The sequence below is a fragment of the Campylobacter sputorum subsp. sputorum genome, from assembly GCF_008245005.1.
Classification (GTDB): Bacteria; Campylobacterota; Campylobacteria; order Campylobacterales; family Campylobacteraceae; genus Campylobacter_F; species Campylobacter_F sputorum.
On record NZ_CP043427.1, the window covers coordinates 1167476 to 1191314 of the forward strand.

The 23839-nt window shown below is 31.3% G+C and carries 23 protein-coding genes and 1 pseudogene; 9 read left to right on the top strand and 15 right to left on the bottom strand.

What is annotated here, in order from left to right; all coding sequences use genetic code 11:
• Positions 1-18 precede the first annotated feature (18 nt).
• Entirely contained in the window at positions 19-432 is a 414-nt protein-coding gene (nikR, locus tag CSPT_RS05880) for a nickel-responsive transcriptional regulator NikR (protein ID WP_089182741.1), read from the top strand.
• On the opposite strand, the gene CSPT_RS05885 is transcribed toward nikR, so the two are convergent.
• Genes CSPT_RS05885 through CSPT_RS05905 form a run of 5 tightly spaced genes read right to left on the bottom strand, consistent with a single transcriptional unit; the run spans position 427 to position 5444 of the window.
• Complete coding sequence (locus CSPT_RS05885) at positions 427-1212, bottom strand: phosphatidylserine decarboxylase (RefSeq protein ID WP_089182742.1); 786 nt, start codon at positions 1210-1212, stop codon at positions 427-429. The two genes, nikR and CSPT_RS05885, sit on opposite strands and share 6 nt — an antisense overlap.
• Positions 1209-2327 carry a metallophosphoesterase gene (locus CSPT_RS05890; protein ID WP_089182743.1) on the bottom strand — a complete coding sequence of 373 codons (1119 nt, stop codon included), beginning with the start codon at positions 2325-2327 and terminating at the stop codon, positions 1209-1211. Before CSPT_RS05890 ends, CSPT_RS05885 begins: the two co-directional genes overlap by 4 nt.
• Positions 2328-2333: 6 nt before the next feature.
• Positions 2334-3281: a UDP-3-O-(3-hydroxymyristoyl)glucosamine N-acyltransferase gene (lpxD, locus tag CSPT_RS05895; protein ID WP_089182744.1), complete on the bottom strand. Its 948-nt coding sequence runs from the start codon at positions 3279-3281 to the stop codon at positions 2334-2336.
• The gene (gene ilvN, locus CSPT_RS05900; protein ID WP_033915915.1) at positions 3282-3749 is read right to left on the bottom strand and encodes an acetolactate synthase small subunit; all 468 of its coding nucleotides are present in this window, start codon (positions 3747-3749) and stop codon (positions 3282-3284) included. It lies immediately after the preceding gene.
• A gap of 9 nt (positions 3750-3758) precedes the next feature.
• A complete protein-coding gene (locus CSPT_RS05905; RefSeq protein ID WP_089182745.1) occupies positions 3759-5444 on the bottom strand; it encodes an acetolactate synthase large subunit in 1686 nt (561 codons plus the stop codon).
• Between the two features lie 147 nt (positions 5445-5591).
• Here CSPT_RS05905 and CSPT_RS05910 point away from each other — a divergent pair, with 147 nt between their 5' ends.
• On the top strand, positions 5592-6269 hold the full coding sequence (locus CSPT_RS05910; RefSeq protein WP_089182746.1) for a tetratricopeptide repeat protein: 678 nt from the start codon (positions 5592-5594) through the stop codon (positions 6267-6269).
• Here CSPT_RS05910 and flgH read toward each other — a convergent pair.
• Complete coding sequence (flgH, locus tag CSPT_RS05915; protein WP_089182747.1) at positions 6266-6967, bottom strand: flagellar basal body L-ring protein FlgH; 702 nt, start codon at positions 6965-6967, stop codon at positions 6266-6268. The two genes, CSPT_RS05910 and flgH, sit on opposite strands and share 4 nt — an antisense overlap.
• Positions 6968-7071: 104 nt before the next feature.
• On the opposite strand from flgH, the gene pta reads away from it, so the two are divergent.
• Both pta and CSPT_RS05925 read left to right on the top strand, forming a co-directional pair.
• On the top strand, positions 7072-8481 hold the full coding sequence (pta, locus tag CSPT_RS05920; RefSeq protein WP_089182748.1) for a phosphate acetyltransferase: 1410 nt from the start codon (positions 7072-7074) through the stop codon (positions 8479-8481).
• Positions 8481-9668, top strand: a complete 1188-nt coding sequence (locus CSPT_RS05925) for an acetate kinase (RefSeq protein ID WP_089182749.1) — start codon at positions 8481-8483, stop codon at positions 9666-9668. Before pta ends, CSPT_RS05925 begins: the two co-directional genes overlap by 1 nt.
• 21 nt (positions 9669-9689) lie before the next feature.
• Here CSPT_RS05925 and CSPT_RS05930 read toward each other — a convergent pair whose 3' ends face one another.
• Together CSPT_RS05930 and CSPT_RS05935 are read right to left on the bottom strand one after the other, a co-directional pair.
• A complete protein-coding gene (locus CSPT_RS05930) occupies positions 9690-10808 on the bottom strand; it encodes a glycerate kinase family protein (RefSeq protein ID WP_089182750.1) in 1119 nt (372 codons plus the stop codon).
• Between the two features lie 7 nt (positions 10809-10815).
• Positions 10816-12170: pseudogene (locus tag CSPT_RS05935) on the bottom strand (GntP family permease).
• 132 nt (positions 12171-12302) lie between these two features.
• Here CSPT_RS05935 and CSPT_RS05940 point away from each other — a divergent pair.
• The gene (locus CSPT_RS05940; RefSeq protein WP_089182751.1) at positions 12303-14054 is read left to right on the top strand and encodes a PhoX family protein; all 1752 of its coding nucleotides are present in this window, start codon (positions 12303-12305) and stop codon (positions 14052-14054) included.
• Positions 14055-14129: 75 nt separating this feature from the next.
• Positions 14130-15830 (top strand): Aq_1262 family (lipo)protein, encoded by a 1701-nt coding sequence (locus CSPT_RS05945; RefSeq protein ID WP_235610053.1) that lies wholly within the window; start codon positions 14130-14132, stop codon positions 15828-15830.
• Positions 15831-16025: 195 nt separating this feature from the next.
• On the opposite strand, the gene CSPT_RS05950 is transcribed toward CSPT_RS05945, so the two are convergent.
• Positions 16026-16517, bottom strand: coding sequence for a flavodoxin domain-containing protein (locus CSPT_RS05950; protein WP_089182752.1), 492 nt, complete (start codon positions 16515-16517; stop codon positions 16026-16028).
• 127 nt (positions 16518-16644) lie between these two features.
• On the opposite strand from CSPT_RS05950, the gene CSPT_RS05955 reads away from it, so the two are divergent.
• From CSPT_RS05955 to CSPT_RS05965, 3 genes are read left to right on the top strand one after another with little or no spacing between them, the layout of a single operon-like run.
• Entirely contained in the window at positions 16645-16866 is a 222-nt protein-coding gene (locus CSPT_RS05955; RefSeq protein ID WP_089182753.1) for a MoaD/ThiS family protein, read from the top strand.
• A gap of 22 nt (positions 16867-16888) precedes the next feature.
• The gene (locus tag CSPT_RS05960; protein WP_089183328.1) at positions 16889-17323 is read left to right on the top strand and encodes a molybdopterin synthase catalytic subunit; all 435 of its coding nucleotides are present in this window, start codon (positions 16889-16891) and stop codon (positions 17321-17323) included.
• 8 nt (positions 17324-17331) lie between these two features.
• On the top strand, positions 17332-18537 hold the full coding sequence (locus tag CSPT_RS05965; RefSeq protein ID WP_089182754.1) for a molybdopterin molybdotransferase MoeA: 1206 nt from the start codon (positions 17332-17334) through the stop codon (positions 18535-18537).
• A gap of 19 nt (positions 18538-18556) precedes the next feature.
• Here CSPT_RS05965 and CSPT_RS05970 read toward each other — a convergent pair whose 3' ends face one another.
• From CSPT_RS05970 to mobB, 6 genes are all read right to left on the bottom strand, one after another.
• Positions 18557-19309, bottom strand: a complete 753-nt coding sequence (locus CSPT_RS05970; RefSeq protein WP_089182755.1) for an SDR family NAD(P)-dependent oxidoreductase — start codon at positions 19307-19309, stop codon at positions 18557-18559.
• A gap of 62 nt (positions 19310-19371) precedes the next feature.
• Positions 19372-20355, bottom strand: coding sequence for a hypothetical protein (locus CSPT_RS05975; RefSeq protein WP_089182756.1), 984 nt, complete (start codon positions 20353-20355; stop codon positions 19372-19374).
• Positions 20352-22250 carry a methionine--tRNA ligase gene (gene metG / locus CSPT_RS05980; RefSeq protein ID WP_089182757.1) on the bottom strand — a complete coding sequence of 633 codons (1899 nt, stop codon included), beginning with the start codon at positions 22248-22250 and terminating at the stop codon, positions 20352-20354. Before metG ends, CSPT_RS05975 begins: the two co-directional genes overlap by 4 nt.
• Before the next feature lie 8 nt (positions 22251-22258).
• Positions 22259-22465 carry a hypothetical protein gene (locus CSPT_RS05985; protein ID WP_089182758.1) on the bottom strand — a complete coding sequence of 69 codons (207 nt, stop codon included), beginning with the start codon at positions 22463-22465 and terminating at the stop codon, positions 22259-22261.
• A 3-nt stretch (positions 22466-22468) separates the two neighbouring features.
• Positions 22469-23308, bottom strand: coding sequence for a class 1 fructose-bisphosphatase (locus CSPT_RS05990; RefSeq protein ID WP_089182759.1), 840 nt, complete (start codon positions 23306-23308; stop codon positions 22469-22471).
• Between the two features lie 18 nt (positions 23309-23326).
• Positions 23327-23806 (bottom strand): molybdopterin-guanine dinucleotide biosynthesis protein B, encoded by a 480-nt coding sequence (gene mobB, locus CSPT_RS05995; RefSeq protein ID WP_089182760.1) that lies wholly within the window; start codon positions 23804-23806, stop codon positions 23327-23329.
• Between the last annotated feature and the right edge of the window lie 33 nt (positions 23807-23839).

Here is a 23839-nt window from a genome sequence, read left to right on the forward strand (position 1 = left end):
TACACAATAGGAATTAAAATGGAAAAAATAATAAGATTTAGTGTTTCTTTGCCAGAAAATTTACTAGATGAACTAGATAAAAAAGTAGAAAATAAGAGTTATGCTTCAAGAAGCGAGTTTATAAGAGATCTTATAAGAGAACAGATCATAAAAGATATTTGGCAAGAAGCAAATGATGAACTAATAGCAGTTTTAACCATTGTTTATAACCACCATCAAAACGATGTTTTATCAAAAATGATGCAAATAGAACACGATGCAAAAGTAAATATCACTTGCACCACACACATTCATATAAACCACGATAACTGCTTAGAAACTATATGTCTTAAAGGCGAGGCTAAAGATATAGAAAAATTTAGCAACGAAATAGCCGGTTTAAAAGGAGTAAAATTCACAAAACTTACAAAAGTGGCAGTGCCTGTATCATAGAATTTTAGCTATAGTATCTCCAAATTTTATCTCATCGCCAGCTTTTATACTAAGTTTCATCTTGCCGCTTTTTGCTAGCACGACTATGGTTGAACCAAGCTCAAAATTCCCAAGCATATCGCCCTTTTTAAAAAATATATTTTCATACTCATAAAGTGTCTTATCCATATATTTTGCATTTGTTTGAATCCTATCATCAAAAAGAAATTTCATTTTACCTACATTCAAAGCACCCACAAAAACTAACCAAAATGTAAAATTATCATTATATCTGCAAGTTAAAACAACTCTTTCGTTTGTCTCATAAACACCATCAAAACGCATTAAAGATTTTTGATTTACACTTTTTAAATCCCCAGGAATATATAAAGCACTTAAAATTTGCATATCGCAAGGAGAGTGATAGCAATGATAATTTTTTGGCGAAAGATATATATTTATATAATCAAACTCCACATCTTCATAACTCATATTAAGAAGTTTTTTTATATCATAACTTCTGCCTTTTATACTCAAAGCAGTGCTATTGTTGCTAGTGCCACATTCCAAACAAAGTCCGTCACTTGGGCTTATAAAATCTACATCATTGAGACTAAAACTTCTTTGTTTTAATAATTTTCTAGTAAAAAGTTCGTTTAAACTTTTATACTCATCATAATTTTTAAACTCGCTCATATCTATTTTAAATAAATTTATATAAAATTTATTTATGTATTTTTGCAAAAAGCCAAAATTTACAGCCGCAATATAACCAAAAATTTGTGATATTATTTTTCTCATTTTTTACCCTTTAAATTAAAATTTACTATCTCAGATGATGATAAAAGTCTTATAGGTAGCCCCCAAAATCCAGTTCCAGATGTTACATAAATCTTAGCATTATCTTTTTCATAAAGTCCGTATAGATAAGAATTTACCATTTTTACCAAAAAATGAAATGGAAAAATCTGACCCCCATGAGTATGCCCACATAAAATCAAATCTAGCCTTGAAAGCTCATTTTTGTTTAATTGCACTATAATTCTTGGCTGATGAGCTAGTAAAATAACGGGCAAACTTTCATTTATATCTTTTATAGCCTTGCTAAAATTAGGCTCATACTCCCCTATTTTATAGCCTAAGTAATCATAAACTCCTACTAAATTTACACCGCCAACCTCAATGGATTCATTTTGTAAAATATGCATATTTAGTCTGCTTAAATTCTCCAAACTTTCTTTGATACCAACATAATATTCATGATTTCCAACAACAAAATAAGTCCCAAATTTTGATTTTATATCATTTATGGACGCAAGCTTTTCTTTGGCTAATTTTGGATCAAAATCTATCAAATCCCCAGTTATTACAACTATATCTGGATTTAATTCATTAACCTTATTTACAATATTTTTTAAAAAATTATCATCTAAAAACCCACCTATATGAATATCACTAATCTGAATGAGTTTTAAATCTTGTTTTAAATTTGGCAAAATTATGTCTATATTTTTTACATTAAGTCTAAAAATAGCATTATATGTACCCACAAAAACACCAACAAACATTGCAATAATAAATACAATATCAAAGAATTTTTTTATATCTTTTCTAATACTTTGTTTAAATTTAAAAAATTTAAACAAAATGTAAAATATATCATAAATCAAAACATAACTAAAAGCAATAAAACTAATACCTATAAGCAAAGCCGTAAAGTTTTGCATGGTTTGATTTAAAAAATTAACTCTTAGATTAAAGAAAAAAAGTGCTTCTAAAATACAAATTATTAAAACAAAAACATAGTATTTTTTGCTAGAAAAAACATGAATTTTTCCAAAAAATCTTTTATAAACATATAAATTTATGAAAATAAAAACCAAACTTGCAACTATTGGAAAAATGGTTATTTTCATAAATTACTATTTTTTAAAAAACCTCATAATTTTTGCATTTAACTTTAACCATTCGCTAAGTTCAAGTATAGGATGACCTGCGTATTTTTTAAAGCCTTCTAAATTTTTAGATACTCCTGTTCTAGCAGCAATTTGTGCAAAATCACCAACTTTGACATGCCCGCCACTTCCACTTTGACCGCCCATTACAACATTTCTACCAAGTATTGTTGATCCTGCAAGTCCTGTTTGAGAAACAATAATGCAATTCTCCCCAAGTTCGCAGTTATGACCTATTTGAACAAGATTGTCTATTTTGGTGCATTTTTTTATAATAGTTGAGCCAAAAACAGCTCTATCTATCGTAGTTCCAGCACCTATTTCCACCTCATCTTCTAAAATCACATTTCCGTTATGATAAATTTTCACATGACTGCCATCTTTTTTGTGAGCATAACCAAAACCATCACTTCCAATCACAGCATTTGCAAGTATATGACAAGAATTACCTATGATAGTGTTATTATAAATTACAACATTTGGGTGTATTATACATTTATCGCCTATAACAACATTATCGCCTATATAAGCTCCGTGCATTATGGTGCTTTTTCCTATTTTTGAATTTGAACCTATATAAACATTTGGCATAATGTTTGCACTCTCATCTATAAAAGAGCTTGATTTTGGATAAAAAAGAGGATTTGAAAACTCTTTGCTTAAAATCGCAAAAGCAAGATGAGGATTTTCGCATATTAAAGCTTGTGAGTTTTGAGGAACTAAGCGTGCCAAATCTTTACTAACAAGTATCACCCCTGCACTACTTTTAGCTATATCATCTTGATTTTTTGCTCCATCACAATAGCTTAAATTATCACTCTTAGCATCCAAAAGCGAAGCACAAGAGCGAATTTCAATATCTTCTTTTAGATCTACTTTTAAATCTAAAATTTTTACTATTTTACTAAGTTTCATTTACATCTCCATCAAAACTGAACCGCCACGAACAATTTGAATCGGGCTGTATTTTTTCATAACTTTTATGAAACAATCTATTCTTACTGCATCATCACAAGCCATTACGATTATATACTGTTCGTTTGCATTTGCAACTATGCCATTATATGATTTTAAAATTGCATCTAAACCGCTAAAATCTTCTTTTATCGGAATTTTTACTAAAACCAGTTCTTTTTCACTAAAATTATCAGTTTCTATAACTTTATATGTAGGTATAAGTTTATGAAGTTGTTTTACAAGTTGTTCAAAAACTCTTTCATCGCAACTAGTAACTATGCTAACTCTTGAAAACTGACTATCTGGTTGTGGAGCGACAGTAAGGCTATCTATATTATACCCTCTTCCAGCAAAAAGTCCTGCAATCCTAGCTAACACACCATGCTCGTTTAAAACTATTACAGAAATTACTCTTCTCTCGTTCATAAATACCACCTATTCTAGTATCATATTATAAATTGCACCGCCAGCTGGAACCATAGGCAAAACATCTTCGAATCTATCTACGCTAACGTCTATAATGCATACTTTATTTGACTTAACAGCATCTTTTAAAGCTTGTCTAAACTCGTCTTTACTCTCACATTTATAACCTTTTCCACCAAAAGCTTGTGCCAATTTAACAAAATCAGGAGCAAGATTTTGTAAATTTGTAGATGAAAAACGCTCTTCATAAAACATACTTTGCCACTGCCTAACCATACCCAAAAAGCCATTATTTAAAATGATATTTATAACAGGAATACCATACTCATTTGCAGTTGCAAGCTCTTGAATATTCATCAAAATAGATCCATCTCCACTGAAATTTACAACAGTAGCGTCTTTAAAAGCAACTTTTGCACCAATTGCAGCAGGAAAACCATATCCCATAGTTCCAAGTCCACCGCTTGTTAAAAGTTTTCTTGGCTCTTTAAAAGGATAAAATTGTGCAACCCACATCTGATGTTGACCGACATCTGTTGAAACAATAACATTATCGCCAAGTATTTTTGCACTCTCTTCTATAACCCATTGTGGTTTTATAGATTCTTTGCTATCTTTATATGTCAAAGGATGTAATTTATCATAAGTTTTTATGGTGCTATGCCAATCTTTAAAACTTTTTATTTTTTCTTTTTTAAGCTCTTCAAGTAGTTGTGCAACAACCATATTTATATCCCCAACTATTGGATAATGGGCATGAATAATCTTAGAAATAGAACTTGGATCTATATCTATATGGATAATTGTTGCATATTTTGCAAATTCTTTTGTGTTTCCAGTGATTCTATCATCAAATCTAGCTCCAAGACAAATTAACAAATCACATTCGCTCAAAGCCATATTTGCCGCATAACTTCCATGCATTCCAGCCATTTTGATAAAATTTTTATCCTCACAGCTTAAAACGCCAAGTGCCATTATAGTTTCAACTGCTGGTATATTTGTAAACTCAACAAGTTCTCTCACAATCTCACTCGCATTTGAACTAACCACACCGCCACCTATGTAAAATAGTGGTTTTTTTGCATCAAGTATCAATTCTGCGGCTTTTTTTATCTGTCCTAAATGACCCTTATAAGTAGGTTTATATGTTAGCATATTTATAGACGATGGATATTTAAAAACAGCTTTTGCAGCCGTTACATCTTTTGCAATATCAATATGAACAGGACCAGGTCTACCGCTTTTTGCTATGTAAAAAGCCTCTTTTAATATTCTAGGTAAATCTTGTATATTTTTTACAAGAAAATTATGTTTTACACAAGGTCTACTCATCCCGATAGCATCTATTTCTTGAAAGGCATCAGTGCCTATTAAATTTGAACTAACTTGACCACTTATTATAATTATAGGTATAGAATCCATATATGCAGTTGCAATGCCAGTAAGTGCATTTGTAATGCCAGGACCACTTGTTACAACAGCAACTCCAACTTTACCAGTTGCTCTTGCATAACCATCTGCAGCCACAACAGCCGCTTGCTCGTGCCTTACTAAAATATGCTTAAAATAATTTTGTTTATAAATTTCATCATAAATGTTTAGTGCAGCACCACCAGGATATCCAAACACAACTTTTACATCTTCTAAATGCAAAGCTTCTATTATCATTTGTGAGCCTGTTATCTCTTTCACTAATACAACCTTTTACAAAAATTTTTATATTATATCTTTATTAATATTTGAACTAGTTTATATATGTAAAATATATATTCAGTTTTAGCAATTATGCTATAATATTGTTTATTTTTGAAACACAATTACCGAAAATAAGGATAAAATATGCATAGATACTTTATGATAATATTTGTATTATTAAGCTTAACATATGCAAAAAATGATGAAAATTTAACCAAAAATGCTCTTGATTTTTTTAATGCAGGAGAATACGATAAAGCAAAAAAACTTTTTGAAATTCAATGTAACAAAAACGATGCTTGGGCGTGTTTAAATTTAGGAAGCATATATAAAGAAGCAGACGGCGTTGAGATGGATTTAAGCAAAAGTATGAATTACTTTGAAAAAGCTTGTGATTTAGGTGATAGCACTGCGTGTGTTTTTGTTGGCTTTTATTATGACAAAGCTTTGGGCGTAACGCAAAATTATAAAGCGGCATTTAAATACTATAAAAAAGCTTGTGAGCTTAAAAATGCAGTAGGATGTGATAATACAGGTATGATGTTTGAAAGCGGAGATGGCACAAACAAAAACGATATACAAGCTTTAAAATTTTATAAACTTTCATGTGAATATGGTAGTTTTGAAGGATGTGCAAACGCTGGTTATATGTATGAAAATAGCGAAAATTATGACATAGACGAAGCTATTAAATTTTATTCTATGGCTTGTAAAAACGACATAGAATTTGCTTGTAGAAATGTAGCAAAAATATTTGTTGATAAAAAAGAATATAGCAGAGCAAAAGATGCACTAGAAAGGACTAGAGAATTTGGCAACTAAAACGGCCAAATTCCCTCTAAAAGCTTTGTTCCCCAAGGTTTTGTTATCGCTTTATTTATATCGCCTTCTGTTTTATAAGAAATTTTAGCATCAGCAATATATCTTGAATCAATCTCATTGTTGCTTGATATATCATAAGGTCTTATAACGCCACTAAGCTGGATAATCTGCTTTTCGCCGTTTATTAGTAATTCCCTATTTCCTTCTATAAAATAATTTCCATTATTTAAAACTTTTACTATCCTTGCTGATATAGTTGTGTTAAATGCTTCTGTTCTGGTGTTTGTTCCATCACCGCTATAAGCAGTTTCACTACCGCCTTTAAAGCCTATATTTCCAAATTTATTTATTTGATCTGTTACACTAGATAGTGGCGAACCAGCTGTTATAATTCCGCCAGATAATGCTGTTGTGGAGTTTTTTGAAGTAGTTTTTTTACCATTTGAGCTTTGATTTGTTTTTTCACTTATTACAACTGTAACCAAATCATTTACATTCATAGCTTTTCTGTCAGAAAAAATTGGATTTTCACCTCTTCCAAAAAGACTTCCGGCATGCTGTATCTCATTGCCTACTTGTTTTGGAGGGAGTTGCTCTACATAAACAGGTGGCTCCATCGATATTTTTGGATCAACTGTATATGTGCATCCAGAGAGTATAATAGCTAAGCTAGAAAATAAAATTATATTTTTTTTCATATAAAACCTTAGAATATTTTATTTTATGTTATAATAATTTATTTTATGTTATAATAAATTGTAAGCAAATAAAGTTCCAAAATAACAAAGAAAGGAGTGTAAGTATGTGTGAAAATAGTTTTTATCTCATAACAGATAATCAAAACGATATACAAAACTTACCAACAAATATTGAGTGTTTTTATCCGATTTGTGATAAAAACGGTGCGGTTTTTAGCGAAGAAAAAGCTAAAGAGTTACTCTTAAACAACCAAAAAAATGAGCTTTTAAAGAGTATTATTGAAGAATTTGACAAAAAAGCTCAAAATAGTGCTTTGGCTGTTGTTGCAAATGAAAATTTCTGTTTTTTAAATTTAGAAATAGCAAGAAATTTAAACTTACCTATAATAAATTTAAGTAAATGCGAATTTAAAAAAACATTTTTTAAAAATAACGCCGAAAACAAAGGTTTATCTGTTATAAATTTAACAGATTTAAAAGAACTAAACTCAAAGTTAGAAGAGTGCTTGAAAACGAAAAAAAATATCATTACACCTCTTAACTTTGAAACACGATTATACAAAATGGCAAAAAATGCAAATAGCACGATAGTTTTACCAGAAAGTGATGATGAGAGAATATTAAAAGCAGCTTGCATAATTTTAAAAAGCAAAGCAGTAAATTTAATACTTCTAGGTAAAAATGATGAAATTTCAGCTAATGCTCAAAAACTTGGTTTAAATTTAAAAGATGTAAAGATAATTGATCCACAAAACAACGAATATCTTGAAGAATTTGCAAATACACTTTATGAGTTAAGAAAAGCAAAAGGTATGAAACTAGAAGAAGCTCAAAAACTAGTAAAAGATAGAACTTACTTTAGTACAATGCTAGTTTATAGTGGATATGCAAGTGGTATGGTAAGTGGTGCTAGCACAACCACAGCTGAAACCATACGCCCTGCACTTCAAACAATCAAAATGAAACCGGGAGTATCAACCGTAAGTGGTGCATTTTTGATGTGTTTAGAAAATGAAGTTGTAGTGTTTGCAGATTGTGCAATTACGCCAAATCCAACAGAAGAACAACTTGCCGGCATAGCTATATCAAGTGCAAAAACTGCTAGAGATTTCGGACTTGATCCAAAGATAGCTATGCTTAGTTACTCAACTGGAGAAAGCGGAAGCGGAGAAGATGTTGATTTTATAAAAAGAGCGACAAAATTAGCAAAAGATAGTGAGCTAAAAGATAGTGTAGATGGACCGCTTCAATTTGATGCAGCATTTGATGAGATAGTAGCTAAGAAAAAAATGCCTAACTCAAAAGTAGCCGGGAGGGCAAATGTATTTATTTTCCCTAATCTTAATTGTGGAAATATATGCTATAAGGCAGTTCAAAGAACATCAGGAGCAGTTGCAATTGGTCCTATTTTGCAAGGGCTTAAAAAACCAGTTAATGATTTAAGTCGCGGATGTTTAGTAGAAGATATAGTAAATACAATTTTAATAACAGCTATTCAAGCAAAGGAAATTTAATGAAAATATTAGTTTTAAATCTAGGAAGTAGTTCTATCAAATTTAAACTTTTTGAAATGGACGATAAAAGTGTTATCGCAAGTGGTTTGGTAGAAAAAATAGGCGAACAATCATCTTACGCAAAACTAAAAGTTGAAAAAAACAAAGAAGTGTTTGAATCAACTAACGCTATAAAAGATCATGCTCAAGGTCTTGAAGTTATGGAAGAGCTTTTCAAAAAAAGCGGTATAATGAGTGATTTTGGAGAGCTTGGCGGAATTGGACATAGGGTAGTTCATGGTGGAAGTAAATATTTTAAACCGACACTAGTTACTGAAAAAGTTATACAAGATATAGAAGATATCATCCCACTTGCCCCACTTCATAACCCAGCTCACGCAATAGGCATAAGAAGCGTTATGAAAAAAGCGCCAAATGTGAAAAATGTAGTTGTTTTTGATACAGCATTTCATCAAACTATGCCAAAAAGCTCTTATATGTATGCACTGCCATATGAATACTGCGAGAAATACAAGATTAGAAAATACGGAGCTCATGGCACATCTCACGAATATGTAAGCAAAGCTGGTGCTAAATTTATGGGCATTGATATAAATAATTTTAACTGCATAACACTACACTTAGGAAACGGGGCTAGTGCTAGTGCTATAAAAGACGGAAAATGCTTTGATACATCTATGGGACTAACTCCACTTGAAGGACTTATGATGGGTACAAGATGTGGCGACATAGATCCTGCTATACTTCCTTATCTAAAAAGAGTAGCAAATATAGAAGTTGAAGAGATGGATACCATAATGAATAAAAAAAGCGGACTTTATGGAATTTGTGGCACAAATGATATGAGAGATGTGGAAGAAAAAATGAAAACAGATGAAAAAGCAAAGTTAGCTTTTGATATGTTTTGCTACCGCATTAAAAAATATGTCGGAGCGTATTATGCAGCATTAAGCAGAGTTGATGCAATAATATTTACAGCAGGAATTGGCGAAAACGACAACCTTGCAAGAGAAGCTATTTGTGAAAATATGCAAAGCTTAGGAATAGCAATAGATAAAGAAAAAAATAGCATTAGAAGTGGCGAAATAAGAGATATAAGCACAAAAGATGCAAAAGTAAGAACATTGATAGTTCCAACCGACGAAGAGTTTGCCATAGCATCAGCTACTTTAGAACTTGTAAAATAAATCTAAGACCCATTTAGGGTCTTAGACTAAAAGTCTCATAACTTGATTTGATATATTTTTTAGATTTTTCATCGCAACTTCTTTTCTCATCGCTTCTTTAAGACAAATCGCTCCTTGCTGTATGCAAAAATACGCATCAATAACATCGTTTAACCCTTTTACATCATCACTTATTGCTCCGCCAAAAGCTATAACTTTTTTAGAGTACTTCTTAGCAATACTTGCAACTTTTGTTGGGGTTTTGCCCATCGTGCTTTGAAAATCAATTCTTCCTTCGCCAGTTATTACCAAATTTGAATCTTTTATATATTTTTCTAAATTTACAGCATTTGAGATGATATCAAAACCTGGCATTAACTTCGCTTTTAAAAAACTTACAAATCCAAATCCAAGACCACCTGCTGCACCAGCACCTTGTAAATTTGAAAAATCGCTTCCATTAAATTTATATGTTATATCCGCAAAATTTTTAAGAGAGTTATCTAAAAACTTTATCATATCATCATCTGCTCCTTTTTGTCTAGCATAGACATAAGCAGCACCATTTGTGCCATATAGTGGATTTATAACATCACAAGCTATATTAAATTTGCACTCATTTAATTCACTTAAAGAATTTTTTGAGCTTATAAAACTTACTTTTGATAAGCTTTCGCCACACATTTTAAGTTTTTTGCCATCATTATCAAAAAATTCAAAACCAAGCGCTTCAAGCATACCGCTACCAGCGTCATTTGTAGCACTTCCGCCTATTCCTATGATAAACTCTCTTATGCCTTTTTTTATGGCATCTTTTATCATAATACCAAGACCATAAGTAGAGGTTTTATTTGGATTTTTCTCTTCATCTTTTAGTAGTGCCAAACCGCAAGAACTTGCCATTTCCATTATAGCTAAATTTTCATTAAAAGCATAACTTGCCTTTACTTTACGCAATAATGGATCAAAAGTATAAATATGTGTAAATTTAGCGCCCAAAGCATCTTTCATAGCCTCAACGCTTCCTTCTCCACCATCAGCTATAGGGATAACCACAACCTCATCGCAAAACTCTTTTATACCATCTTTTATAGCAAGTCCAGCCTCAAGAGAACTCATACATCCTTTAAATGAATCAATAGCAATAACGACTTTTTCCATACAAACCTTACATCAAAAATAAGCTAAAAATATAAACACTTATAATACCAGCTATGGCTATAACAAATGTCATTAAAGTTTGAGTTTTGTAACCCCTTGTTGTATCCATAGAGCTAAAATTTGTTACAACCCAAAAGTAACTATCATTTGCATGAGAAACACACATTGCTCCACAACCTATCGCCATTACACAAAGTGCCGCACTCATACTTGTGCTAAATCCCAAAACACTCATAACTGAATTTGGATCAAGATATGAACCTAAAATAGAAGCAGTTGTAATAATAGCAACAGTTGATGAGCCTTGAGCTGTTTTTAAAATAGCAGCGATAATAAATGGAAAAAATATCCCCATAGAACTTATATAAAGTGCATTTTCTTTTATAAAATTAACAAAACCAGCCTCGGATATAACTTTACCAAGAACTCCACCAGCAGCAGTTATAAAAATGATAGGTCCAACAACCTTTAAACTCTCTTGGGTTATTTCATTAAACTCACTAAGTTTTTTAGTCTCATAAAGCTGATACACACCAAATAAAACACCAATGCCAAGTGCTATGATAGGAGCTCCCAAAAATTTAAAAATATCGCCCAAAAATCCATCTATTTTTAAAATTGCAGCAAGCGAGCCAAGTGCCATAAAAAGTATAGGTGCAAGTATTGGCATAATCACGCTAAAACCACTAGGAAGTTGTTTAAATTCACTTTTTAATTCATCATAAGTTTTTATAAGTTCTTGCTTATCTTCTTGTAAAAATACTTTTTTATCTATAAATTTAGAAAAAAAGTATAAAACAAAAAGTATAGGAATGCTTACTAATACACCAACTAAAATAACCATTAGTAAGTTTTCTCCAGCTCCTAAAGCTCCAGCAGCTGCTATTGGTCCTGGTGTTGGGGGAATTGTCCGCCACTTAATGCAACAGCCATACCAAGCGGATTTGAGCTTAATATCTTTTGAGATATAGCTTTTCTAATAGGATTTAAAACTACATATCCGCTATCACAAAATACTGGAATTCCAACAACCCAACCCATTATCATCATTGCTAAATTTGGTCTTTTTTCACCAACAAAATTTATAACCATATCAGCAAGTTTTAATGCAGCTCCAGTTTTTTCAAGTATTGTGCCAATAAGAGCACCTAAAATTATAACTATACCTATGCTAGAAAAAATGGAACTAAAACCAGATCCTATAATACTTGGGATTTTTCCCAAAGGAATTCCTACTACTATAGCTAGCACTAGTGACACACACATCAAAGATAAAAATGCATGAATGTTTAGTTTTGCTATCATATAAATAATTACAAAAATAGCGATTATAAGAGCGCAAAATAAAAACATACCACTCATAAAATCTCCTTTATATAAATTTACAAAATATTAGCATTTTTTAAATAAACAATCAAATTTAAATAAATGTTTCCCTGATGTTGTTTTTAGGATATATAATTCAAAACATCTTATCAATACAAGGAAATACAAATGAAAAAAGTCATTTCAATAGTTGCTGCTACGGTTTGTGTGTCATTTGGTGCTGATAATTTAACCAGCATTGAATTTAGCGAAGTTTCAGTTCCTAAAACAGATGCCCAAAAAAGAGAAGTAAGAGCAAGCAGTAGTGTAAAAGTTAATGATAAAGAGTATAAAATAGGCTACAATGTCATAATGCGTTCAGGTGATAAAGTAGGCGATGGTGTGTTTGGTGCTTTGTATGACACAAATGGCAAGCTTATCACAACAAAAGATGGAAGTCCTAGAATTTCAAATGATAATGACTTCTCATCACTTTTAACTTACGGCGATAAAATTTTTATGGTTTCTCACTTTGAGACAAGACCGGCTGCTATGTATGTAACAGAGTTAAGACAAGATAAGAATGGAAAATTAATAGCTGTAAATACTAGAAATATAGATTTTTCTAAATTTGGTGGTTTATGGGTTCCATGTGCTGGATCAGTTACGCCGTGGGGGACTCATTTAGGAAGCGAAGAGTATGAGCCAGATGCAAGAACTATCAAATCTGACGGCGATGGCGGTGAATACTATAACTTAATGGGCGAGTATTTTGGCGGGGATTTAACTAAACTTAATCCTTATGCTTACGGATGGACACCTGAGATAAAAATAGTTAGCGATAAAGGCGACGCTGAAGTTACAAAACACTACTCTATGGGTAGATTTGCTCACGAGTTAGCTTATGTAATGCCTGATAATAAAACCGTGTTTTTAAGTGATGATGGCACAAATGTCGGGCTATTTATGTTTATAGCTGATAAGGCAGGGGATTTGAGTGCTGGAACTTTATATGCTACTAAATGGAATCAAATAGATGATAAAAACGGCGGAACTGCAAATTTAGAGTGGATGGATTTAGGTCATGCCTCAAACAATGAAATCCAAAAAGCTATCAAAGATAATGTTAAATTTAGCGATATGTTTGAAGTAGCTGAGTTTAAAGATGATAGTTGTCCAGCTGGATTTACTCCAACTAAGGCAAATGCTGATTCAAACCAAGAAACACCACCTGAGTGTATAAAACTAAAAGATGGTATGGAAAAAGTAGCTTCAAGACTAGAAACTAGAAGAGTTGCAGCGATAAAAGGGGCTACAACTGAGTTTAGAAAAATGGAAGGCATAACTTACAACAATAATCTAAATGAAGTTTATATAGGAATGAGTGAGATAAATAAAGGTATGGAAAGCTTTAAGTCAAAAGGCAAAGATAGCAATAAATATGATGTTAAGGGATTTGATCACATAAGACTTCCGCACAATACTTGTGGAACTGTTTATAGACTAAGCTTAGTAGAAGATGAAAAAATAGGCTCAAAATTTGTTCCAAGTGTAATGAAAGGTATGGTTTCAGGCAAGTATAGCAGTGCAGGCGATAAGCTAAATACCTGTGATTTAAATGGCTTAGCAAATCCTGATAATGTTACTTATATAAATAATACTGGCACATTAATCATCGGAGAAGATACAGGCGATGGTCATCAAAATGACGCTATTTGGTCATACAACATTGCAGAAGATAAGCTAACTAGAATTTTTACAACACCTTATGGAAGTGAAACAACATCACCTTACTACTACAACAATATCGCTGGCTTTGGCTATATAATGGCAGTTGTGCAACACCCTTATGGAGAGAGCGATGAAGATAAACTTTCAAATCCAAGTGATTCAAGAGCTTATACTGGATATATCGGACCACTTCCTGTTATAACAAAATAGTTATTTTATACAAATATTTCACAAAAAGCCCACCTTTAAAAAGTGGGCTTTTATAAATTTAAAAAAGGGGATCTTATGAGAAAAAGTTTAGTTTTACTAAATTTGCTTTTTATTAATGCTTTTGCATTGGAAATTAATATTACCAGTAAAGAGATTATCAACGCAAATCACTCTTATGTTTCATCGCAGTGCTATACAAAAACCATTGATGAGAAAAATCCAAAAATCGTATCAAATCCTTGCTTTACTTGTCATAGCTTAAATAAAGAGCCAAATTTTACTTATGAGGATTATGATGTTCAAGAAAGTTATGATTTTCCAGCTCCTGCAACTAAAAATCCTTTTACAAATTTATTTGTAGATAGAAGTAAAGATATCGCTAAAATCAGCGATGATGAAATTTTAAAATATGTTAGAAGCGATAATTATAAAGATGAAAACGGCGAAATAATCTTAGCTAAAAAGCTTAAAAATTTAGACAAAAACTGGGATTATAATAAAAATGGTAAATGGGATGGCTATATACCTGATTGTGAGTATAACTTTGATAATGAGGGCTTTGATAGGACAAAAGATGGCGGATATACTCTTTGGAGAGCATTTGGATACTATCCATTTTTAGGGACTTTTTGGCCTACAAATGGAAACACGGATGATGTTTTAATCCGCCTTCCAAAAATTTTTGCCACAGATGAGAGCGGTAAATTTGATCTTGAAATTTATAAGATAAATTTACTTATAGTTGAGAGTTTGATAAAGCAAAAAAGCATAAAAACATTTGCGATAGATGAGAGTAAATACGGCGTTGATTTAAACCAAAATGGTAAATTTGACACGGCAAATGAGATATTTTTTAAATGGAATAAGCCTGATTATGACATTAAAACAGATAAACTTTCAAATTTTAGTATGAATTATGTTGGACTTGCTAAAAATTTACTCATTGAAAACAAAGTATTTATCGCTCCTGGTCTTTATCCTGTCGGGACTGAGTTTTTACACTCTGTTAGATATATAGATGTAAATAATGATAAAACAGATATGGCAAAAAGAATGAAAGAGCTAAGATACGGCGTTAAAAAATACTGGCAAACTTATGGCGATCTCTCAGATACTGGAGCTGGTGTTATAAAAGAAAAGAGCGATTTTCCTGATAGGACAGATCAATATGTTGGAAACGTGGAAACTGGGCTAAATAATGAGCGTGGTTGGTTTTTTCAAGGATTTATTGAAGATAAATTTGGAGAACTTAGGCCGCAAAATTATGAAGAGACTCTATTTTGTATGGGATGTCACTCAAATATCGCAGCAACGGCTGATTCAACATTTGTTTTTCAGCGTAAATTTGAAAATGATGAGTTTCAAAATGGCTGGTTTCACTGGTTGCAAAAAGACTTTTCTGGCATAAAAGATATGGTGCTTAAAGATGGCGAAGGAGAATACGCTAAATATTTGGCACTAAATAACGCCGGTGATGAGTTTAGAGGAAATACAGAGATAATGGATAAATTCTTTATGGATGGTTGGAGAAAAAATCAAAAGATGATAGAAAAAGAGTATGAGATAAATCAAGCTAATCCTGGGGCTAAAATGGATAGAAGCTGGAAGTTAAAACCAAAGGCTATGGAAATTTTGAAAAATGACATTAGTTATCTTTTAATGCCAAGTGCGGAGCGTGCTTTAAAACTAAATAAAGCTTACAAAGCTGTTGTAGATGAACAAAGTTATGTTTTTGGTAGAGATGTAAATATAAAGCCATCAAATAAATGTACATAAAGAAGTCGAGCAAGCAGAGCCTACTGGCTTAAAAGCGTTTTTGTATGAGTATTAGTGTTTAAAAAGATTGCAACAATAAAAATAAATATAGTTTAATATAGTTTAATATAGTTTAATATAGTTTAATATAGTTTAATATAGTTTAATATAGTTTAATATATTTTATAGTTGCAATCATACAAAATTTAAAGGATTTTATCCTTTAAATTTAACCTTTATATCATTTACCCAATCAAGAACTCTTTTTTGATAATTTTCATCGCCCTTAAAATCAACAGCTAAACCAAAAAATTTACCGTCTTTGAAAAACTCAGAATTATTAAATTTATAACCATTAAGCTCTGTTTGCCCTATAACATTTGCACCTTTTATCTTTTCTAAAAACTCAGCCATACCGCCACAAAAATGCTCTCCGTGTCTTTCTTGATTTCCAATGCCTACAAGTGCTATAGTTTTTGACTCTAAATTTGCATCTTCTAAGATATCTAATTTATCTTTCCAATCAGGATTTAAAGCCCCATCTCCGTAAGTTGAAGACGCAAAAATAAAATTATCATACTCACTAAAAACTTCAGATGTAAGCTCTTTTGCATTTAAAATGTCAAAATCAAGCTCTTTTGCTATAATTTCACTAACTGCTTTAGTTGCACCAGCTTTTGAAGCATATATAATCGTACCATTTGCCATATTTTATCCTTGTGTAATTTTAAATTTATGAATTATAACAAAATAAGATAAATAATATCTCTTTTTTAAATTATGCAAAAATTTAGAAATTTTAGTTAAAATATTTAAATTTAAATTGGAGTAAGTTATGGTAGAAGTTGAATTTTTAGGACCTATAGGACACGAAAAATTATCTTTGGATGTAAAAAATTTAAAAGAGTTAAAAGAAGTTTTGGCAAAATATGAAAATCTAAAACAATGGCTTGAAATATCAGGAGTTGCACTAAATGATAAAATGATAAGCTCTTTGGATATAAATTTAAAAGATGGCGATAAAATATCTATTTTACCTCCAGTTTGTGGTGGATAATATGCAAGAAATTTTAACAAATATGGAAATTTACCAAGGAAGTTTGGATAGTTTGCAAATTTATAAAACTTGGTATGATAAATTTAAGAATGCAAATTGTGGTGCATTGATAACATTTAGCGGTATAGTAAGAGATGAAGGCGGTATATCCGCACTAAGCTTTGATATATACAAACCGATTTTACAATCTTGGTATGAAAACTGGGTAAAAGATGCTGCAAAATGTGGCACTTATTTACTTTTTGCACACTCTCTTGGAGATGTCAAAATTCACGAATGCTCTTATATGAGCGGCGTTGTGAGCAAACAACGAAAAATAGCCTTAAAACTTATAAACGATTTTGTAGAAGATTTTAAAGCAAATGCTCCTATTTGGAAATATGATGTTATAAATGGCAAAAGAATCTATGCAAAAGAAAGATCACATAACTTAAGCAATGCTGGACTTTTAAGCTAAGGAATAAAATGAAATTTAAATCATACGAAGAGACCTTAAAGACACTAAAAAACTCTATAAAACCTTGTGAGAAAATACAAAAAGTTGCCATAACTTCTGCACTAAATAGAATATTAGCAGTAGATATAATTGCCAAAGAAAACTACCCGCAGTATGAAACTTCAGCAATGGACGGATATGCTTGTAAATTTAGCGATCTATCCGATGGAAAGCTAAAAATTTTAGGAGATATTCCAGCTGGAACAAATCCTATGAATATAGGCTTAAAAGATGGCGAGTGCATAAAAACATTTACAGGCTCACTTATGTGTAAAAATAGCGATACACTAATACCTATAGAAAATGTAGATGTCAAAGATGGGTATATTTTTATAAATCAAGGCGTAAAAAAAGGTTTTGCTGTAAGAAAAATAGGCGAAAGTTACAAAAAAGATGATATTTTGATAAGAAAAGGAACAAAACTTAGTTATTCTGAAATAGCACTTCTTGCTGAGCTTGGAGAGTTTCATATATCTGTTTTTATGAAACCAAAAGTCGGAGTTTTGGCAACAGGAAGCGAGATAAGAGATCTTGGAGAAGCACTTCAAACACCAGCACAAATTCATAGCTCAAATCACATAGCAATAGCATCTATGTTAGAACTTATGGGGTGTGAAGCTGTTATTTTACCAATAATAAAAGATGAAAAAAATCTAGTAAAAGAAGCTATCATAAATGGCATAAAAAGTTGCGATATGCTAATCACTACAGGCGGAGTGAGTGTTGGGGATTATGATTTTGTAAAATCATCGCTCAAAGAAAATTGTGAAATATTAGTAGATGGGGCAGCTATAAAACCTGGAAGACACATAAAAATAGCCAAATTTAATGATAAATACATATTTGCACTTCCAGGATTTCCATACTCAGCTATGGTAATGTGCGTGTTGTATGTAAGAGTTTTGATAAACGAGCTTTTTTGCATAAAAGAAGAAAATGAAATTGAAGCTATTTTAAGCCAAGATTATGTTAAAAAGACCGAATTTTTAGAATTTACTGCTTGCAATATAACTTTTAAAGATGGTAAAGTTTTTGCAAATTTAGAAGGTAAAAAAAGCGGTTCAAGTGCGATAATAAATAATCTAAACAATAACGCAGCACTACTAATTTGTCCGTTAGAAAAAAAAGATGGTCTAAAAAAGGGCGAAGTTGTCAAAGTATTAAAAATGCTTTAAGGAGTAAAAACTCCTTAAACTATTTTTTTTCAAAGAAAAATCCAGCCCAAGTTTGCGTTGTAGCCATTACTTCAAGCGAATTTATATTTACATTTTTTGGCATATTTATGCAATTTAATACTATTGTAGCAATATCTTCAGCCCTTAAAAACCCTGTGTTTTCATACACACTATCTGCTTTTGATTTATCGCCTTTAAATCTCACTAAACTAAACTCTGTTTTTGCAATACCCGGCTCTATGTTTGTAACTCTGATATTTGTACCCTTTAAATCATTTCTAAGGTTAAAGCTTAGCTGTTTTACAAAAGCTTTTGTTGCACCATAAACATTTCCGCCGCTATATGGCCAGTTTCCAGCAACAGAGCCTAAGTTAAAGATATATCCGCTTTTTCTTTGTTTCATTATAGGTAATATCGCTTTTGTGATATAAATAAGACCTTTTATATTTGTATCAATCATAGTCTCAAAATCCTCAATCGATGCATCTATAAAACTCTCTTGACCAAGAGCTAGACCTGCGTTATTTACCAAAATTTCTATATCTAAAAAATTTTGTGGGATATCTTTAATAGCCTTAAAAACGCTATCTTTATCGCAAATATCAAGCGATATAATATGCACATTGTCTTTACCAATCTCATCAGATAAAGTCTTTAGTCTATCTTCTCTTCTTGCTACGAGCACTAATTTATATCCATTTTTAGCTAAAAGCCTAGCGATAGCCTCACCAAAACCCGAAGTTGCACCTGTTATAAAAGCTGTTTTATTCATAGTATCCTCCTAAAATTAGCATTAGCACATTATACTATTTTATATATAAGGATAAATTTAGATTAAAAAAGTGTTTCTTGATCTTTTTTTTGATTTAAAGAATCTATTAGTTCGTTTTTTTCACAAAAAACCAAAGCGTAATGAAAATTATTTAAATTTTGCAAAGCATTTAATGATGTAAAACGAAAATCTATTTGGATGTTTGTTTGCAAATTATAAGATGCACAAATTATGATATTATCATTAAATTTAGACCTTAAAAAATTTGCTTCAATCTCAAATAAACTTAAATCATTCTCAATAATAAAAGCTCTGTAACTATCGCCAAAAGACTTTATATTATAAAATTTATCTACAAATATAGGATCAAAATGTCCTTCTATGCCTAAATCTTTTGGTAATTTAAAAGAAATTTCTAATTTGTTTAGATATTTTATAAGCCCAGTTAAATGCCTAAGAAAAACTTTGGGATAAATTATATTTTGATAATATACATCATCGCAAACAAAACTCAAATAAAAAATAGAATTTTCTGTTATATTTTGTGCGTCATCATCACTAAAAACAGTATCATAAAAAGCCGTAGTTTTTTGCAACAACTTCTCATCATCGCTAAAAAATAGATCCTCATCATTTGCATTCATTATATCCAAAAAACGCTTTTTAAAATCACTTTTTAGTATCTTTGCTTTTTTATCTAGTGAAAATTTGCAAATAGCGGCGTATTGAATGGTATTTAAAATCGCAAATTTAAGCTTTTTATAACACGCAACAAAGCGTATAAGTCTAGTTAAAGCAATTTTTAGACTACCAACTTTCATTATGGCAATCTCATCGTTTTGCACCATAGTATCGTGTTCGCAAATTATGGCATAAGCACCTCGCTCTATGGCTTCAGCTATGTCATCATCGCTACTATTTATACAGATAAAAGCACATTGATCTTTGCAATCTTTTAAATCAAAACAAAAACTATTTATAGCCGAAATTTTTGGTTTATTTAGCAAATCAGCGTTTAAAAGACCACAAAGATTTATTATATTCATCCTATTATCGCACCATTTTTTACTTTATTTGCAACACTAAGAAGTGTTAGTCTGCCATCTTCTGCACTCAGTATCATACCTTCTGAAATATGTTTAAAAATTTTTCTTGGTTTTAAATTTGCTAAAACGCAAATTTGTTTGCCGATTAAATCCAAAGGATTATAATATTTTGCTATACCTGATATTATCTGTCTTGGCTTGTCTTCGCCAAGATCAATGCTAAATTTAAGCAGTTTTTCACTGCCTTCTATATTTTCGCATTCCAAAATGGTTCCTACTTTAATAACACATTTTTTAAAATCATCTATTTGTATATCATTATCTTGTTTTTGAGGGAGTTCTTCTTGTTTTACTTCTGGTCGTTTTAAAAGTTCATTTTCTACTTTTACAAAAAGTGGATTCGTTTTTTGTGCTTTAAAATTTAAAAGATTTTTTTCTTTTATAACACTTTCATAAGTTTTATTATTTATCTCAAAATCTAGAATTTCGGCTATTTTGCTAGCACTTTTTGGCATTGCAGGATAAAGCAAAATAGCAACTTTTGTAAGCAAATTTGCACACAAAGCCACAAGAGCAAGTGCTTCATCATTTTTAGAGTTTTTTATCAAATTCCAAGGTTCGTATTTTGCTATCACGCCATTTGCAACAGAAAGTATCTTCCAAAGCTCTTCTAGATATCTGTTTGTAGCCACCTCATTTAATGCCGATATTGCATTATTTATAAAACAATCCACACTATAAAGCTCATTTTTATAAAATTTCAAAACATCTTTTGAATTTATCTCGTAATCACTATATTTTGAGCTCATTCCAACAATCCTGCTTAGTAAATTCCCAAGCTCATTTGAAAGATCACTATTTATCCTATCTATCAGTGCTTTTTGCGAAAAGTCTCCATCTTGACCAAATGGAACTTCTCTTAACAAAAAGTACCTAAAACACTCTTTTCCATATGCATCGGCAACTTCTTTAGGATTTACAACATTTCCCAAGGATTTACTCATCTTTACACCATCTCTTGTCCACCAACCATGTGCTGCTATATGCTTTGGCAAAGGTAATTCAAGACTCATTAAAAATGCAGGCCAATAAACCGCATGAAATCTAAGTATATCTTTACCTACAACATGCAAAGTGTGATCCCAATAACCCATTTTCTCGCTACCAAGCGTATATCCAAGAGCTGAGAGATAATTTAGCAAGGCATCTAGCCAAACATACATAACATGCTTATCATCATTCAAGCTTGCAGGAAGTTTTATACCCCAATCAAAGCTAGTTCTTGTGATAGAAAGATCTTTTAATCCACTTTTTACAAAATTAATAATCTCATTTTTTTTATTTTTTGGTATTATGCAATCTTCGTTTTCTTCATACCATTTTAAAAGCTTATCTTGATATTTTGAGAGTTTAAAAAAGTAACTTTCTTCTTTAACAATGCTTGTTTTTTTACCACAATCAGGACAGCATTCATCATCCAAAAGTTGTGTTTGTGTGAAAAAAGACTCACAGCTAACACAATAATACCCTTCGTATTCGCCTTTGTATATATCGCCTTTTTTATACATTTTCTCAAAAGCATTTTGCACAGTTTGTTTGTGATAATCATCTGTTGTTCTTATGAAATGATCATAACTTATCTCAAAATAATCCCATAAATTTCTAAATTTAGCACTTATATCATCCGCATATTCTTTTGGCGTAAAGCCTTTTTTAGATGCAGCTTGTTCTATCTTTTGACCATGCTCATCAGTTCCTGTTAAAAAATATGTATCATATCCTTGAAGTCTATAAAATCTAGCCATTGTATCACAAACTATCGTAGTATAAGCATGTCCTATATGAGGAATGTCATTTACATAATAAATTGGTGTTGTTATATATCTTTTTTCCATTTTTTCTCCTAAAAATCAAAGCCGCCGCTTTGTCCTTTTATCATACTTTGATATGTTGCATCAACATAATCTTTTCTAGTTTGACACTCAAAGATTTTATCGCATTTCATACAACTATCAATATTTTTCGAATTTTGGCACTCTTTTAGTAATTTAAGCTTATTTTCAAAAGCGATATCATAACTATCTTTTTGGATATTATCTTGTTCGCTCATACTTTATTTTCCATAATACTCGTGCATTTTATTTATCTCATAACTTGATCCAAAAAAACATGGAGTTGTTTGATGGATAGCTAAAACTTCTAAATTTAATAAAGAATCATTTTTTCCATCGCTTGTTTTTCCACCAGCTTTTTCATATATAAAAGCAAATGGTAAAACTTCAAAAGTAAGTCTAAGCTTACCATTTGACGTATCGCTTGTCGATGGATAGCTAAAAAGTCCGCCACCTTTTAGCAAAATTTGGTGCAAATCACTAACCATAGCACCACTATATCTTAATCTATATCCTTCATCAAATAGTGATTTGATGAAATTTCTATGCGTATCACTCCAACCTTTTTGTGTTGCCCCTGTTGCATTTAGTTTGCCTTTTTGGCTAAGGAGTAAATCTTTTATAAAAACAAACTCATTATTTCTATCAAGTCTATAAAGCCTTACTTTATCACTTGCTATAACAAGCTCTAATCTAGGTCCGTATATCGTATAAGCTGCAGCTTTTAGTGTTTTTGGTGAAATTTCATTTTCATAAATCCCAAAAATAGACCCAACTGCGAAATTTACATCAACTAAAGAACTTCCATCAAGAGGATCATAAGCAACTATAAATTTGCCATCTTCATTTAAAGTTAATGCTTCATCTTTTTCTTCACTTACTAAAGCTTTTACATTTATCTTTGAAAACTCTTCGGTTATGATATTATCGCTCATTACATCTAATTTTAGCTGAGTATCGCCTGTTGAGTTTTGATTATGTGTATAGCCAAGATCTGAGTATTTTAAAGCATCGCTTATACGGATTGCAGCTTTTTTTATAGTTTCAAAAATTTCTTGCATATTTTTTCCTTATCTTTTTTAAACTTTTTTTGCGTTATTTTTTATCCATTTGCAAATTTGCACTGGATTATTTATATCTAAATTTGGCAAATTTGTATCGAATTTTATGCCATTTGTTGCAATTGCATCTGAAAAAGACAAATAACTATCATCTATTTTATCTCTAAAAACAGATATTCTTGGTAAAGGCAGAGTTTTTAGCCCCTCAACTATCAAAATATCAAAATCCCCAAGCATTCTTATAACATCATCTAAATCTTTTTTTTCTTGTGAAAAATATGTGCTTCTTGTTGGGCTAAGCACAACAACATCAGCACCGATTTGATAAAATTTATAACTATCTTTGCCCTCAACATCAAATTTAGCCTTATTAGCTGGATCGTGTTTGATAACTACAACTTTTAGTTTCTCATCTAAAAAAATTTTTGCAACTTTAGTTATAAGAGTAGTTTTACCGCTATTTGAAGGTCCTGAAAATGCAACTGCTAATCTTTTCATATCAATCCTAAATAAATTTTATGATTTTATCAC

Excerpts from the sequence above, each read along its gene's own strand:
- pta (WP_089182748.1), top strand. The coding sequence starts at position 7,072 with ATGTGTGAAAATAGTTTTTATCTCATAACAGATAATCAAAACGATATA.
- CSPT_RS05975 (WP_089182756.1), bottom strand. The coding sequence starts at position 20,355 with ATGAATATAATAAATCTTTGTGGTCTTTTAAACGCTGATTTGCTAAAT.
- CSPT_RS05930 (WP_089182750.1), bottom strand. The coding sequence starts at position 10,808 with ATGGAAAAAGTCGTTATTGCTATTGATTCATTTAAAGGATGTATGAGT.
- CSPT_RS05890 (WP_089182743.1), bottom strand. The coding sequence starts at position 2,327 with ATGAAAATAACCATTTTTCCAATAGTTGCAAGTTTGGTTTTTATTTTC.
- CSPT_RS05950 (WP_089182752.1), bottom strand. The coding sequence starts at position 16,517 with ATGGCAAATGGTACGATTATATATGCTTCAAAAGCTGGTGCAACTAAA.
- CSPT_RS05945 (WP_235610053.1), top strand. The coding sequence starts at position 14,130 with ATGAGAAAAAGTTTAGTTTTACTAAATTTGCTTTTTATTAATGCTTTT.
- CSPT_RS05955 (WP_089182753.1), top strand. The coding sequence starts at position 16,645 with ATGGTAGAAGTTGAATTTTTAGGACCTATAGGACACGAAAAATTATCT.
- CSPT_RS05910 (WP_089182746.1), top strand. The coding sequence starts at position 5,592 with ATGCATAGATACTTTATGATAATATTTGTATTATTAAGCTTAACATAT.
- ilvN (WP_033915915.1), bottom strand. The coding sequence starts at position 3,749 with ATGAACGAGAGAAGAGTAATTTCTGTAATAGTTTTAAACGAGCATGGT.
- metG (WP_089182757.1), bottom strand. The coding sequence starts at position 22,250 with ATGGAAAAAAGATATATAACAACACCAATTTATTATGTAAATGACATT.
- CSPT_RS05925 (WP_089182749.1), top strand. The coding sequence starts at position 8,481 with ATGAAAATATTAGTTTTAAATCTAGGAAGTAGTTCTATCAAATTTAAA.
- CSPT_RS05940 (WP_089182751.1), top strand. The coding sequence starts at position 12,303 with ATGAAAAAAGTCATTTCAATAGTTGCTGCTACGGTTTGTGTGTCATTT.
- nikR (WP_089182741.1), top strand. The coding sequence starts at position 19 with ATGGAAAAAATAATAAGATTTAGTGTTTCTTTGCCAGAAAATTTACTA.
- CSPT_RS05965 (WP_089182754.1), top strand. The coding sequence starts at position 17,332 with ATGAAATTTAAATCATACGAAGAGACCTTAAAGACACTAAAAAACTCT.
- CSPT_RS05985 (WP_089182758.1), bottom strand. The coding sequence starts at position 22,465 with ATGAGCGAACAAGATAATATCCAAAAAGATAGTTATGATATCGCTTTT.
- flgH (WP_089182747.1), bottom strand. The coding sequence starts at position 6,967 with ATGAAAAAAAATATAATTTTATTTTCTAGCTTAGCTATTATACTCTCT.
- CSPT_RS05960 (WP_089183328.1), top strand. The coding sequence starts at position 16,889 with ATGGAAATTTACCAAGGAAGTTTGGATAGTTTGCAAATTTATAAAACT.
- mobB (WP_089182760.1), bottom strand. The coding sequence starts at position 23,806 with ATGAAAAGATTAGCAGTTGCATTTTCAGGACCTTCAAATAGCGGTAAA.
- lpxD (WP_089182744.1), bottom strand. The coding sequence starts at position 3,281 with ATGAAACTTAGTAAAATAGTAAAAATTTTAGATTTAAAAGTAGATCTA.
- CSPT_RS05885 (WP_089182742.1), bottom strand. The coding sequence starts at position 1,212 with ATGAGAAAAATAATATCACAAATTTTTGGTTATATTGCGGCTGTAAAT.
- CSPT_RS05990 (WP_089182759.1), bottom strand. The coding sequence starts at position 23,308 with ATGCAAGAAATTTTTGAAACTATAAAAAAAGCTGCAATCCGTATAAGC.
- CSPT_RS05970 (WP_089182755.1), bottom strand. The coding sequence starts at position 19,309 with ATGAATAAAACAGCTTTTATAACAGGTGCAACTTCGGGTTTTGGTGAG.